This is a genomic window from Vibrio sp. SBT000027 (assembly GCF_963894355.1).
Taxonomy (GTDB): Bacteria; Pseudomonadota; Gammaproteobacteria; order Enterobacterales; family Vibrionaceae; genus Vibrio; species Vibrio splendidus.
This window is the reverse complement of sequence record NZ_CAWQGD010000001.1, coordinates 1,877,358-1,891,403: the sequence shown is the minus strand read 5'-3', so window position 1 is coordinate 1,891,403 and position 14,046 is coordinate 1,877,358. Positions and strand designations below refer to the sequence as shown.

The window sequence follows — 14,046 nt, the reverse complement described above, 5'->3', positions numbered from 1 at the left end:
CACATCTGCACATTGTGATTAGGCGATCACAATCGATCAAATTATTGTGGTTTAAATAAAGGCTCACAGACTAGTGAGCCTTGAAAGGGTGTTTTGTATTTTATACAGGCTTCCCCGCCTCATCTTCTTCAACCACATCGGTTTCTAAGCTTGCCTCTGCCAGCCATTTTTGTATTGATGGGCTGTTAAGCACACGTTGTTGATACTGCGAGGCTTTCTTTGAAAGCTGGATGCCATAGGTTTCTACACGTAAAGCCACAGGTGCAAACATCGCATCGGCAATCGACCATTCACCAAACAACCATCCTTCAGGGTATTGTTCCATTTGTGCTGACCATATTGCATCGATACGAGCGATGTCTTTCAAGGCGCCTTCACTGAGTTTTAGCTTTCGTTGTGCGCGGCAGTTCATCGGCATTTCATTTCTGACGGCAAAAAATCCAGAGTGCATCTCGGCGGAAATTGCTCGGGCATGGGCGCGTTCTTTCACTGAACTGGGCCATGCTACGTCGTTCAAGTGAGCGTCGTTAACGTATTCGAGAATGGCCAATGAATCCCACACAGCAACGTCACCGTCAACTAGGGTTGGAACCTTGGCCGTTGGCGTCACTTTCGCCAGAGTGTCGTAAAAATCGGAGGTGAATAGCTTGAGCTTGATGACTTCCGCATTCAGGTTGTAGTTGTCGAATATTAGCCATGCGCGCAGTGACCAAGTTGAGTAGTTCTGGTTTCCAATATAAAGCTGCATCGTTGCTTCCTTGCGTTTAGTGGGTATGTACTGAGCCTAGGGGCATGCATTTGAGCTTAGGGGATTGTATTGCGGCGTACTAACGGATAATTTTGATGCAATACATTAATAAAAACGATAGGTGGTGATTTCAATATGGATATTGATGCTTTGCGAGGTTTTCTCGCGTTTGTGGAAACCAGTAGTTTCACACGTGCAGCGAAACAGATAAATCGCACCCAATCGGCATTCAGTGCTCAGATGCGTAAGTTGGAAGAAGAACTCAACGTCACTCTTTTCCAAAAAGAAGGGCGTAACTTAATACTCACTGAAGCAGGCTTAGCGCTGCGTTCTCATGCCGAACAGTTGGTCGCGCTCCACAATACAGCCCTCAAGCAAGTAAAGCGTTACGAAGACAAACAACCTCTGCGACTCGGCTGCCCTGAAGACTACAACGACACTATTCTGCCAAAAGTGATTCGCCTATTGCAGAAAGCAGAACCCACCTGTTCTATTCAAGTATTTAGCCTGCCAAGCATTACGCTCAGAGAGTGGTTGGATGATGGCAGACTCGATGCGGCGATTGTCACCCGAGCGCCCGACAGCGAAGAGGGTTATTGGCTTACACATGATGTGGGTGTTTGGATTAGCAGCTCTGATTATGTGTTTGATGAGTCTAAACCAGTCCCATTAGCCTTGTTTCAGACCGATTGTAAGTACCACGCAGCGGCAGTTAATGGCTTAACCAAGCAGGGCACGCCTTATCAGTTATTGGCGTGCAGTAATACCGCTTCGGCGCAGCGATCAATCGTTAAAGCCGGATTAGCCATTGGTGCGATGGGTAAGCTCAGCGTGACTCCGGATTTGAAAATACTTGAAGATATGCCGCCACTGCCTTCGGTCGATATTGTGTTGATCCTAGCGAGCAAGCACCACCCAGTATTGGATAAAGAGGTGCTCAATCAACTCGTCGAGTTGGATTCCAATTAGATTTTTGCTCGGAGATGGTAACGTTGAGTGCGGAACTAAAATAGATAGGCCGAAAACACTGCGTTTCTCGGCCTTATTTTTATGGAAGACTGAACGTGAGTTAAGAGAGCTTAAACTTACTCAATTCTCCGTGTAAATCTCCAGCTTTTACGGTCAGCTCATTACTGATTGCTACTGATGATGTCATGGTGTCCATCACTTCCACTGCGGTGTCATTGATGATCACTACATTGCGGTTAATCTCTTCTGACACTGAGCTTTGTTCTTCGGCAGCCGAAGCAATTTGATTGTTCATGTCGTTAATCACTTCAATTGCTTGGTTGATTTCAGACAAGGCGAGGTGTGCAGCTTGAGTTTCGCCTTTGGTATCGTTCGCTTGCTTCTGGCTTTGCTCCATCAATATCACGATAGATTGAGTCTCTTGCTCTAGGCGAGCCAGCATCGAGCGAATCTCTTCTGTCGAGCCTTGAGTGCGATTTGCGAGGTTACGTACTTCATCTGCCACGACAGCAAAGCCTCGTCCTGCTTCACCCGCACGTGCAGCCTCAATCGCAGCGTTAAGCGCTAGTAGGTTTGTTTGTTCTGCAATACCACCAATCTCGCTCAAGATACCTTGAATAGCGGTGCTCGAATCGACTAGGTTCTGTGTTTGTTGCTGCGCATCGTTAACCTGCACAGCCAAGCTGTCTACAGCGCTGGCGGCATTGTCCATGCGTGTCATGCCATTGAGACTGTTGCTTTGCACTTGGCTTGCTGCCGCTGCTGCTTGAACCGCTGAACTTGCCACTTCTTGCGCAGTTGCACTCATTTCATTGATCGCGGTTGCAAGTGAGTTCACCTCGTTAACCTGAGAGTTCAACTGGTCACGTGAAACTTCAGCACGAGCTTGGCCTTCTGTTGCGTTTTTATCCACTTGGTCGGCCGTTACCATCACGGTAAGTAGCATCTCTTGCATGCGAGATAGGAAGGTATTGAACCAGTGTGCAAGCTGAGCAGTTTCATCTTTTCCTTTCACTTCAATGCGGTAAGTTAAGTCACCTTCGCCTTGTGCTGCATCTTTAAAGCGCTCCACTAAATTGTTCAGCACCTTGCCCAGAGAATTGGCAATGAATGCCATTGAGACAATACCTAGAATAGCTGCGATGATCCCCGCCCACACACCTTTTTCAAGTGCTTTTGAATTCTGTGCATCACTCCATTGCGTGTAACCGTCGACGCTTTTTGTAAGGTGACTACTGGGAACCGACACCATGACTACCCATGGCGCATCACTCGTATCAATGGCTGTTATTGCGTACTCATCGCCGCCGAAATTAACAAGCCCTGCACCTTCTCGCTTAGCGATAGATTGAATTGTCGACCATTCGGATTCCAATTCAGAAGAGACTCTTTTACCCACCATGTTTCCAGCTCGGCTGTTGGCGAGAGTTATGCCTTTCCATGATGTAATAAGGATTTTTCCTTCGCCATCAAACAAGTTACGTGCAAGCAATTCGCTTTGGCTTTGAAGCTCAAACAAAGACAAATCAAAACCAATTGAGCCAATGATTTTTCCATCTTGTTTGATTGGTTGGCTGATGGTGGTGATGAGCTCTTGCTTACCGCGAACTGGATAGAAATAGGGTTCCATCACAAATGTCTTACCGGTTTGGTATGGCATTAAGTGCCAGTCATCTTTGCGCTCACCATTGCTGTTGAGTTCGGTATTGCTGAAGCTCTCCATTGCGACGGCATCAAAGCTGTTCTGATCATTTGGAGAGAAGAAAGGCGCAAGGTAGCCCTGACTGTTAAAGCCTAATTCGGTGTCCAAGCTGATCTCGTTATTCAGATCGGTTTGTTGTGGCCAAGTCTTGTGCTCCCACACCATGTAGCCAGCAAATACAGCTTTGTTTTGTGCTTCCAAGGCGGCAGTAAACTGTTTAACGATAAGGTCTGCGCTTGCGTTGGTTTCTGAACTTAATTCGATAATGGATCGTGCTTGCTTAAGGTTTGCTAGTACAGGATCAAGTTGGTTAGCAATGTTCAAACCTTGTTGAATGGCTGTGTTTTGCAAATCTGTCGTTGTGGCGTCTGTCAGCTGCGTCTTTACTTTTTCAGTGACTTGTTCGTTCACATCGGTAAAGGCGCTGGTGGTCATGCCCATTGCGATCAACAGAGTGAAAGCCATTGCTCCACCTGCACTCACCGCAATTCGCGTACGTATACTGTTAAACATATGATCCCTATAGCCAAATATTGGTAATTTCCCCGAGATTTTAAACAAGATAAGTGAATGGAAAATTCAAAATAATGAACACAAAAAGAATAGGGAGATCCAAATTATAAATAGGATTGCATAACGTGTAGTTTTGGCTTTGGTCGCAACGTTTAGAGGAAGATGAAAATTAACATTTAGCAATCGCTAACCTTCTGTATTTATTAGTTTTCGTGATAATTAGGACAGCTTGATGTTTTCCTAAGGCTGCGATTCAGCTTTTCTAGTTTGTGACCGTGTGTCGATTACTCATTATATGACAACGGTCACAATTAATTTTATTAAACCTAATGAATTACCACTCTTTTTATAAGTGATTTGAAGAGGGGGGACACGTTGTATTAGCTCGCCCGTGTCGATTTACTTTGCTTCTTTGACGGCCTGACATGGCGAGCCAAAATACGACTTCGTTCTTGTTTCACTTCCGTCAGCTTTCTCCACGACCATAAACGCCCCCGCGCTTCTTTGGCACTAGTGTCGAGATCGACGACCGGATTAAGGTAAGGGGAATCTGGTTTGAGCTCATGCATTATCATTTCCATAGGCGTCATCTTCCAAGGCTCAAACAGAAGTGGGGTGGGTATGTCTGAAAGTTCTGGTACCCATTTACGGATGAAGTCTCCATCAGAGTCATGCTCTTGGGCTTGCTTGGTCGGATTGTAAATTCGGATGGTGTTGATTCCTGTTACCCCTGCTTGCATTTGAAACTGTGGGTAATGAATACCGGGTTCAAAATCGAGGAACAGCTGTGCTAAGTGAGTGACACCATCACGCCAGTCCATGTTCATATGATGAGTGAGAAAGCTCACCAACATAGAGCGCATACGGAAATTAATATAACCCGTGTGATGCAGGCAGCGCATACAGGCATCGACCAATGGCACGCCCGTTAACCCCATCTTCCATGCCTGTAAACGTGCTGGATCTTTTACCGTTTCATTCTGCAATAGCGTCTCGTAGGCGTGGTTGATGCAGCGAAACTCCATCTCGCATTCCGATTCAAACTTCTGCATGAAATGACAGTGCCAGTGAAGCCTTGAAGAGAGAGCAATCAAGCTGCGACGAAATCCTGCGACTTGCCAGCGCCCCAATAGGTGTTGATACACTTCGCGCAGAGATATGTTACCCCAAGCCAAATACGGGGACAGGCGAGTGCAAGCGTGTCGTGAGGCTTCTGGGCTTGAGATACTGCGGTAGTAATCGCGACCTCTGCGCTCAAAGAAGTCGTGCAGAGTTGCCCATGCCAGTGCGCTGCCGCCCGTTTGTATGCCGTTACTTTTGGTTAACCATGCTTCCGGAGGCTCGCCTGCCAATTCAAGCTCTTCAGCATCAAGGGTGTGCAGTGATTCTGTGGTCAACTTGCTTTCGGCTATGGGAGCACGCATCACACTGTTCCAGTGCTTGTCCCAACCGATTCGATCTTTCGACCCTCTAACCACAGCGCCCTGTGCGAACTCTTGCCAATGGATGTTGTGATCTCTAAGCCAAGTAGAAAGTTGTATGTCACGCTCAAAGGTGCAATTTAAGCCTATCTCTTGGTGGGAGAATACATTTTGGATGTGATAACGAGATTGGATCGCTTCGAAGCAGTCCATAGCACTGCCATAAAGTATTGAAACCTCATGTCCATACTCTTTCAACGACTGGTTTATGCATTGCAGTGATTGCCAAACAAATCGCCAATGTCGCTCAGAATAATGGGCATTGTTTAGCAGCATAGGTTCGAAAATGTAGAGCAATATCGTTGGGTGTTTATCTGATAAAGCGTGTCGTAAAGGTGCGTGGTCGGTGAGTCTTAAATCGCGCTTTAGCCACACTATGTTGATTGTTTGCATCTGAGCCCTCGTTCGTTTGAAGCACTACGAGTTAGAGGGCAAAATGTCTCACTGGAAGTGAATTTAATTATTGATAACGAAAGGGCTAGCCAAGAACGCTTGTGGCTTTACTGAAGAATCCCCAAGCTTTTCAGTTTTCGATAAATGGTATTACGGCTAATGCCCAGTATTCGTGAAGTCTTGCTGATGTTGCCTTGGTTGGCTTGATAGGTTTGCAGCAAGGTTTCTTCAACGGTACTTCTTAAATCGTTACTCGCTGTACCTTTGATGGCATTAGGAGTCATTAGCTGATGCTGATTATCGTGTGCTAATGACGTGAGATGTTGAGCAAGGTGGCTTGGCACATGTTCTAAGGTGAGCTGTGGTTCATCACTCGCCAGTAAAGCCGCGACCTTGAGTAGATTATCTAATTCGCGAATATTGCCCGGCCAAGAATAGGCGCACAGTAAGCTCATCAAGTGAGGGCAGATTGTTTGTTCGTCTTCGGCGTATTTACGATGAATGTGCTCGATTAAGGCGTGTTTGTCTTGTCGGTGTTGTAAACTCGGCAAGGTGAAGGCTAAGCCGTTTAAGCGGTAATACAAATCTTGTCTAAATTCTCCAGTTGCGACTAACTGTTCTAGGTTTTTATGAGTGGCGGCGATGATCTGACAATCGACTTGGTAGCTCTGATTTGAACCCACGGGCACCACGGATTTGTCTTGCAGAACATGCAGCAATCGACACTGAGCCTCTAACGGCATATCGGCTATTTCATCCAAAAATAGAATGCCTTTGTCTGCTTGGCGGATCTTACCTTGAAAACCTTTGTGGCTTGCGCCAGTAAAAGCGCCCGGCGCGTAACCAAACAGCTCAGATTCGATAAGATCTTTCGGCAGCGCCCCACAGTTTACCGCCACTAAAGGCGACGATTTCCGCTGGCTTTGCTTGTGTAATGCTTTAACAAATTCGCCTTTTCCAACGCCCGTTTCTCCTAAGATTAATAGGCTGATCCCTTTATCGATAACCTTATTAGCTTGCTGCCAAGCGTGTTCTATCTTTTGTTCGCCATGGTGCAGATCACACGATGCTGAAATGGAGCGCGTGCGTTTGGTGGTTGTTTGTTTGAGGTGTTGTTTCTCAAACACAAAGGGCGTGTCTAATGAGGTTCGGTTGAAGAGGGTATCTATGCATTCGCCGACGATCGAGGTTTGATCCAGCAGTTGAGATGCGACTTGATTGTGCGCCACTACCTCACCAGCCTCATTGGCTATAACTATCCCTTGCCAACCACTGTGTAATAAAGATTTCTCGCACGCGAGATCGATTCGAGTGGTGCCTTGTGGGATGTGACTCAGTAGCTGATTCTCAACGAGTTGAACCATATTTTGAACCAGCAATTGGACGGAACTGTCGTGTTGTTGCTGCTCACTGGTGATGTCCAATATGCCAACCATTTGCCCTTGATGATCAAACACCGGGCTTGCTGAACAGCTGATAAATCGATGCTGGTGGATGAAGTGTTGTTCGCCAATGATGGATACTGGCTTGGCTTCAACAATGGCGGTGCCAATCGCGTTGGTGCCTTTCAGTTGCTCCTGCCAACAGGCTCCAGAGCTGAGTGCAATTGATGTCAGCTTCTCCTTAAACCGCTCCTGTCCCCAACTCGCCAGAATCACCCCTTCAATATCAGTCAGAATCAAACGACTGTCGGTACGAGCAAACATCTGATTAAACAAAGGCAGCGCATTGCGTTCGACGATGTGGATCAAGTCAGCCGATTGATGACGTCGCTGCTTAAGAATCGATTGAGGCAGGCGAATGTCTTCGGGAAGTCGTCTCTGTTTTAGACCCGCTTCTGTGCTGCGGTGCCAAGAAGACGAAAGCCAATCTGAGGTGTTTGCTTGTTGAAGGTGCATGACTGTTCCATGTCGTAACAGTGAGGGTGTACCAATTTGGAACAGTTGAACACTGGAGTGGTTTCCATACGTCCGTTCAATGCCAACTCACTTTGGGTTGTAAACGTTTGGTAATCATAGTTTTACAATTTATTAACAACAAGTTTTGAAGTTCTGGCGTGTGATTTGCGTTGTTACTGTTGTGAAGAAAACACGAAGTATCAGTGTTTTAAACAGAAAGCATAAACATGGGCGTCTTGTCATGAGTTCTTTTCTCAAGGGGAGCCGCCACAAAAATAAGACAGCTCTAGCTCAATAACGAAGAACAAATCGAAGAAGGATCTAACTATGATTTACGCACAGCCGGGTAGTGACAACGCAGTGGTGAACTTTAAAGCGCAATACGATAACTTTATCGGTGGCGAGTGGGTGAAGCCTGTCAGCGGCGAGTATTTTGATAACACTTCCCCAGTGAATGGTCAGGTATATTGCCAAGTGGCACGCTCAACAGAGGCGGATATCAGCTTGGCACTCGATGCCGCGCATGCCGCTCGTGCTAGTTGGGCTGCGACGAGCGTTACTGAACGTTCGAACATTCTACTTAAAATTGCTGACCGCATTGAAGCGAACCTTGAAGAAATCGCGGTCGCTGAAACATGGGAAAACGGCAAGCCTGTGCGAGAAACCTTAGCGGCAGATATTCCTTTGGTTGTCGATCACTTCCGTTATTTCGCGGGCTGTATTCGAGCGCAAGAAGGCAGCGCAGCTGAGCTAGATTCAAACACCGCAAGTTATCACTTCCCAGAACCTATTGGTGTGGTGGGGCAGATCATTCCTTGGAACTTCCCGATTTTAATGGCGGCTTGGAAATTGGCACCTGCACTGGCTGCGGGCTGTTGTGTGGTGATGAAGCCAGCCGAGCAAACACCGACATCGATCCTAGTGATGATGGAGAAGATCGCCGATCTTCTGCCTGCTGGCGTGGTCAACATCGTGAATGGTTTTGGTAGCGAAGCGGGTCAAGCGTTAGCAACCAGCGATCGCTTAGCGAAGTTGGCGTTTACTGGTTCAACAGAGGTCGGCCACCACATCTTGAAATGTGCCGCAGAAAGCTTGATTCCATCAACGGTTGAGCTTGGCGGTAAGTCTCCAAATATCTACTTCCCAGATATCTTTAATCATGAAGACGAATACCTAGATAAGTGTGTCGAAGGCATGTTGCTTGCGTTCTTCAACCAAGGTGAAGTGTGTACCTGTCCATCACGTGTGCTGATCCATGAATCGGTGTACGACAAGTTCATCGCCAAGGTGGTCGAGCGTGCTCAAACTATTAAACAAGGTAACCCGTTAGATACCGATACTCAGGTGGGTGCACAAGCTTCTAAAGAGCAGTTTGATAAGATCTTGAGCTACCTAGAAATCGGTCGTCAAGAAGGTGCGAAAGTGCTAACAGGTGGTGAAATTGCGCAGCAACCAGATGATCTCGGCAACGGTTACTACATTCAGCCAACCATGCTGGAAGGGCACAACAAGATGCGTGTATTCCAAGAAGAGATCTTCGGCCCTGTTATCGCGGTAACGACGTTTAAAGATGAAGCAGAAGCGCTAGAGATCGCCAATGACACCGAGTATGGCTTGGGTGCAGGCGTATGGACGCGTGATGCAAACCTAGCGTATCGCATGGGTCGTAACATTGAAGCGGGGCGTATTTGGGTGAACTGTTACCACGCTTATCCAGCACATGCCGCGTTCGGTGGTTATAAGAAATCAGGCATTGGTCGTGAGACACATAAAATGATGCTCGATCACTACCAAAATACTAAGAACCTGCTGATCAGCTATGATACTAATCCGTTGGGCTTCTTTTAATACAGGTTCGTTTTAAAAGTATGAGAATGAATCATAGGTACAAAGAATAACTAACAACGCAGTCGGCTTAATTAAGAACAAAAGCTAGAAACCAAAGCGCCCAATTCAATTGAGTTGGGCGTTTTTATATCTGAAGCACTCTAGCTTTTCGAAAAGAAGATCTCGGGCTTGTGTACCGGGCCATAGTTGCCCTCTAGCTGAGTGAGTTCCAAACCTTGCTTTCCTATCAGAGTACCGACCAATTGGCGGTTAAACGGGTAGCTGTCGGGGTTGTTAATATACTCTTCAACATCAATCCATTTGGCTTCTGCAATTTCATCAGTGTCTTGAATCGCGATATCTTGAGTTTGAGCGATAAGGTGACAAATAAAGTAGAGGTTTGATTTACCGAATTGATACGGGTGTCTTGTCGCCATGCCAACCACAGAAACGAACGTTGCCTCGATACCGGTTTCTTCCAAGGTTTCCCGAACAACCGATTCTTCAATGCCTTCACCCAACTCAATATGGCCGCCAGGTAACTTGTAGCCTGTCATACCATGCTCTTTGATCATCAGCACTTGGTTGTGTTCGTTGGTGATCAATGCGCCAGCACCTAAGGTGTGGGTAGGGATGAAAGGCACAAATTCGACAATCTCGGATTTGTGGATCAGCGTAATCTCGTCTTCTAGACAGTTGTGAAACACAAAGCCAAGCTCAATCGCCACCGGAATAAGGTGCGAAAGTGAAATAGGCAAACTAATCCAAATAATGCCTTTGTTGTTCTGCTTTGAAAATTCGGTGATCTCGCTGAGTTCGGCATTGAATGAGTCAGCATCGTGAGGGGCTGTTGCTGGGTCGATGATAATGCCGTTAAATTTGTCGAGCGTAAATTCCACGAGTGATCCTTTATTATTTTTGATTTATTGGGAGTCGAGCATAGGTGGAGCTTATCTTATCTCAAGAGCTTATAAAACCTGCTCTGCTTGTAGCATTTTTAAGAGCACGGCAGTGGTGGGTAAAAAGTGAGGGAGAGTGTAAAGCGGGCGGCTTGGAACAAAAATTGCGCTAGAAACAAAAAACTGCGCTTGGAAGCCAAAGCGCAGTCTGAAGATAAATCTTATCTAAGGTTTACTCTAACGAATATAGTTTGCATCAACACTTACGTACCAGTGCTGAAGCTTGCCGTCAGATTTTTTGATCCACAAGTCGTTGGTGTAGCTCTCGATCTTACCGTTAACGGTTAAATTGAACGTGTTCTCGTCGAATTCGCCAAGCTTCACGAACTGGTCCGTGGTAATCAGGAACGGTTCCATGTCGTCTACGCCAACTACATCTGAAATCACATAGTAGTGGTAAGTCAGTGGCTTGCTCGCATCATTCGGGTTGCTGCGGTACGCCACAAGCTTGAATGGTTCCGTTAATGGAACGTCGAGCGTTTGCTTGTCCATGGTCGCTGGAATCGGGATAAACAGCCAAGCGGTAAACAGACCGCTCAATAAAACCATCAGGAAGAAAAGAGTCTTAATTGCTTTCATAGCAACCTTCAAAATAGGTGATGTTGAAGGCGCTATGGTAACAGGTTTGATTTGCTGATTGTAAGAGTATGAATAAGTGAACGCGACACCTGTCTGTTAGGAAATTTGAACGAATTGATACACTGTTCATAAGTCATTATCTACACTAGTGCGAGTGACCTTGCGACAGGTTGATCATCACAACACCAGCCGCAACGAATAACATGCCGATCCACACCATGGTATCGAGGTGCTGGCGGTAAACAAACGTAGAAATCAGGCTCACGGTTACGATAGCTAAACCTGCCCACAAAGAGTGAACCACACCAACTGGCATCCCTTTCATAGCTTGGCTCAAAAATAGAAATGCCGCCAAGTGTCCTGAAATCACCAATAAAGCAGGGATAGGTTTAGACAAGCTGAAGCCGTCGGTTGCTTTAAGTGCTACGTGAGAAAGTGCTTCCGCCATCACGCCCATCATTAAGAAAAACCAGATCATAGTCGTACCTTTTAGTTGTATTGTTTTTGTTGGTATAGCGGGGTGCTTGAAAGTGTGAATCGTTGTTGCTGCTATTAAGTAACAGCGGGCTTGCCCAAACAGCAGGCACAAAAAAGCCCACACCTCACGCTTTTGCAAGGTGTGGGCTAAATCGGTGTGACTACTTGTTTAGGTAAGCAGCGTGGAACTCAATATGCTCATCAATAAAGCTAGAGATGAAGAAGTAGCTATGGTCGTAACCTGGCTGCATACGTAGCTCTAAATCGGCATTGGTTACCTTAGCTGCTTCGACTAATTGTTCAGGCTTAAGTTGCTCAATCAGGAAGTTATCCGCTTCGCCTTGGTCGACCAACATTGGCAGTTTAGTGCCTTTGCTTTTTAGAAGCTCAGAAGCGTCGTACTGTTTCCACTCTTCAATATCTAAGCCTAGGTATTGGTTGAAAGCTTTTTGTCCCCAAGGGCATTGCATTGGGTTGGTGATTGGGCTGAATGCAGAGATAGAACGGTAGCTATCTTCGTTTTTAATGCCAATCGTTAGGGCACCATGTCCGCCCATGCTGTGACCAGAAATTGATTTCACTGATGTCACTGGGAAGAAAGACTCAATCAGCGCTGGTAGCTCTGTTACCACGTAATCGTACATTTGGTAATGGCTGTCCCATGGCGCTTGAGTAGCATTCACGTAGAAGCCTGCGCCTTGGCCTAAGTCGTAGTTTTCATCGTCGGCAACACCTTCGCCACGCGGGCTGGTGTCTGGTGCAACAATCGCAATGCCTTGCTCAGCCGCGGCTTTGAATGCGCCGGCTTTTTGCATGAAGTTTTCATCGGTACAGGTTAAGCCTGATAACCAATACAAAACAGGAACTGGGTTTTCTTTGCTTGCGTTAGGTGGCAAGAAAATCGCAAAACGCATGTTGCAGTCAAGCGTTGCAGAAAAGTGGGTGTATTGTTTGTGCCAACCACCAGCAACCTTTGCTTGGCTAATGTTTTCGATTGTCATTTATTGTGCTCCGTTAGGTTGATGGTTTGGGAGTAAATTTGTCTGTATTACTTAAAGTTTCACCACCCACCGGGCAGGAGGTGGTGAAGACAGTTTCGCTCTGATGTTTAAGTCAGAACTGTGGTCTCGACACCTAAGTATCGAGACCAAGGGGGATTATTTATCCATGTGTAGAACAGTACGGATAGATTCACCTTTGTGCATTAGGTCGAATGCTTCGTTAACATCTTGCAGACCCATAGTGTGAGTGATGAACTCTTGAAGACCAAACTCACCCGCCATGTAACGGTTTACGATTTCTGGAAGCTCAGAGCGGCCTTTAACACCACCGAAAGCAGAACCACGCCATACACGACCAGTTACTAGTTGGAATGGACGAGTTGCGATCTCTTGGCCTGCACCTGCAACACCAATGATGACTGATTCGCCCCAACCTTTGTGACAGCACTCAAGCGCTTGACGCATCACGTTTACGTTACCGATACACTCGAAAGAGTACTCAACACCGCCGTCTGTCATCTCAACGATAACGTCTTGGATTGGCTTGTCGAATTTAGTCGGGTTGATGCAGTCAGTCGCGCCAAGCTGTTTTGCTAGCTCGAATTTGCTCTCGTTGATATCAACACCGATGATGCGGTTAGCACCAGCCATGCGAGCACCAATGATTGCAGAAAGACCGATACCGCCTAGGCCGAATACAGCAACGTTGTCGCCTTTTTCAACTTTAGCTGTGTTCAGTACCGCGCCCATACCAGTTGTTACACCACAACCTAGAAGACAAACTTCTTCAAGTGGTGCTTCTTTGCTTACTTTCGCTAGCGAGATTTCTGGAAGTACTGTGTACTCAGAGAAAGTAGAGCAACCCATGTAATGGAAAATTGTTTCGCCATTAATAGAGAAGCGGCTTGTACCGTCTGGCATTAGGCCTTTACCTTGCGTTTCACGAACGGCTTGGCATAGGTTAGTTTTACCAGATTTACAGAATTTACATTCGCCACATTCAGCTGTGTAAAGTGGAATCACGTGGTCGCCAATCTCAACACTTGTAACGCCTTCGCCGATCATCTCAACGATACCGCCACCTTCGTGACCAAGAATTGAAGGGAAGATACCTTCTGGATCGTCACCTGATAATGTGAATGCGTCAGTGTGACAAACACCAGTAGCAACGATGCGAACTAGAACCTCACCAGCTTTAGGAAGTTGTACATCAACTTCTTCCATTTTTAGTGGCTCGCCAGCTGCCCATGCAACCATTGCTTTTGATTTGATATGAGTTTGACCAGGTTTAATTTCGATTGTCATTGGATGTTTCCTATATATGTCAGTACAGCGGATAACCGTGCAATTAAATTCAACCCGTTAAGCGTAGTTGAGCTTAATTGTTTCCGCTCTCTCGTTTTGTTGGAGCTAGTATAGGTGTGAGTGCATGCTTTGATAATCCCCTTAAATAGAAAATGATTATTACGTATTTGTAATAATGGGTGTATTAAGAAGAA

Annotated in this window: 11 protein-coding genes; 2 read left to right on the top strand and 9 right to left on the bottom strand. The window is 46.3% G+C overall.

Features of this window, described 5'->3' with window-relative positions; all coding sequences use genetic code 11:
- Positions 1-100: 100 nt before the first annotated feature.
- Complete coding sequence (locus tag AACU28_RS08065; RefSeq protein ID WP_102448162.1) at positions 101-748, bottom strand: glutathione S-transferase family protein; 648 nt, start codon at positions 746-748, stop codon at positions 101-103.
- Positions 749-865: 117 nt separating this feature from the next.
- Here AACU28_RS08065 and AACU28_RS08060 point away from each other — a divergent pair, with 117 nt between their 5' ends.
- On the top strand, positions 866-1,717 hold the full coding sequence (locus AACU28_RS08060; RefSeq protein WP_121602732.1) for a LysR family transcriptional regulator: 852 nt from the start codon (positions 866-868) through the stop codon (positions 1,715-1,717).
- A 100-nt stretch (positions 1,718-1,817) separates the two neighbouring features.
- Here the strand turns inward: AACU28_RS08060 and AACU28_RS08055 are convergent, their stop codons facing one another.
- The 3 genes from AACU28_RS08055 to AACU28_RS08045 all read right to left on the bottom strand — a co-directional run bounded on the left by AACU28_RS08055 (position 1,818) and on the right by AACU28_RS08045 (position 7,704).
- Complete coding sequence (locus AACU28_RS08055; protein ID WP_121602731.1) at positions 1,818-3,932, bottom strand: methyl-accepting chemotaxis protein; 2,115 nt, start codon at positions 3,930-3,932, stop codon at positions 1,818-1,820.
- A gap of 380 nt (positions 3,933-4,312) precedes the next feature.
- A complete protein-coding gene (locus tag AACU28_RS08050; protein ID WP_121602730.1) occupies positions 4,313-5,806 on the bottom strand; it encodes a cryptochrome/deoxyribodipyrimidine photo-lyase family protein in 1,494 nt (497 codons plus the stop codon).
- A 107-nt stretch (positions 5,807-5,913) separates the two neighbouring features.
- A complete protein-coding gene (locus AACU28_RS08045; protein WP_121602729.1) occupies positions 5,914-7,704 on the bottom strand; it encodes a sigma-54-dependent Fis family transcriptional regulator in 1,791 nt (596 codons plus the stop codon).
- 327 nt (positions 7,705-8,031) lie between these two features.
- Here AACU28_RS08045 and exaC point away from each other — a divergent pair, with 327 nt between their 5' ends.
- The gene (gene exaC / locus AACU28_RS08040; RefSeq protein ID WP_004732897.1) at positions 8,032-9,552 is read left to right on the top strand and encodes an acetaldehyde dehydrogenase ExaC; all 1,521 of its coding nucleotides are present in this window, start codon (positions 8,032-8,034) and stop codon (positions 9,550-9,552) included.
- A 140-nt stretch (positions 9,553-9,692) separates the two neighbouring features.
- Here the strand turns inward: exaC and AACU28_RS08035 are convergent, their stop codons facing one another.
- The 5 genes from AACU28_RS08035 to AACU28_RS08015 all read right to left on the bottom strand — a co-directional run bounded on the left by AACU28_RS08035 (position 9,693) and on the right by AACU28_RS08015 (position 13,852).
- Positions 9,693-10,430, bottom strand: a complete 738-nt coding sequence (locus AACU28_RS08035) for an NUDIX domain-containing protein (protein WP_121602728.1) — start codon at positions 10,428-10,430, stop codon at positions 9,693-9,695.
- A gap of 237 nt (positions 10,431-10,667) precedes the next feature.
- Positions 10,668-11,069 (bottom strand): hypothetical protein, encoded by a 402-nt coding sequence (locus tag AACU28_RS08030; protein WP_121602727.1) that lies wholly within the window; start codon positions 11,067-11,069, stop codon positions 10,668-10,670.
- A gap of 145 nt (positions 11,070-11,214) precedes the next feature.
- Positions 11,215-11,547: a DMT family transporter gene (locus AACU28_RS08025; protein ID WP_121602726.1), complete on the bottom strand. Its 333-nt coding sequence runs from the start codon at positions 11,545-11,547 to the stop codon at positions 11,215-11,217.
- 160 nt (positions 11,548-11,707) lie between these two features.
- Positions 11,708-12,547: an S-formylglutathione hydrolase gene (gene fghA, locus AACU28_RS08020; protein WP_121602725.1), complete on the bottom strand. Its 840-nt coding sequence runs from the start codon at positions 12,545-12,547 to the stop codon at positions 11,708-11,710.
- Between the two features lie 156 nt (positions 12,548-12,703).
- The gene (locus tag AACU28_RS08015; RefSeq protein WP_017076927.1) at positions 12,704-13,852 is read right to left on the bottom strand and encodes an S-(hydroxymethyl)glutathione dehydrogenase/class III alcohol dehydrogenase; all 1,149 of its coding nucleotides are present in this window, start codon (positions 13,850-13,852) and stop codon (positions 12,704-12,706) included.
- Between the last annotated feature and the right edge of the window lie 194 nt (positions 13,853-14,046).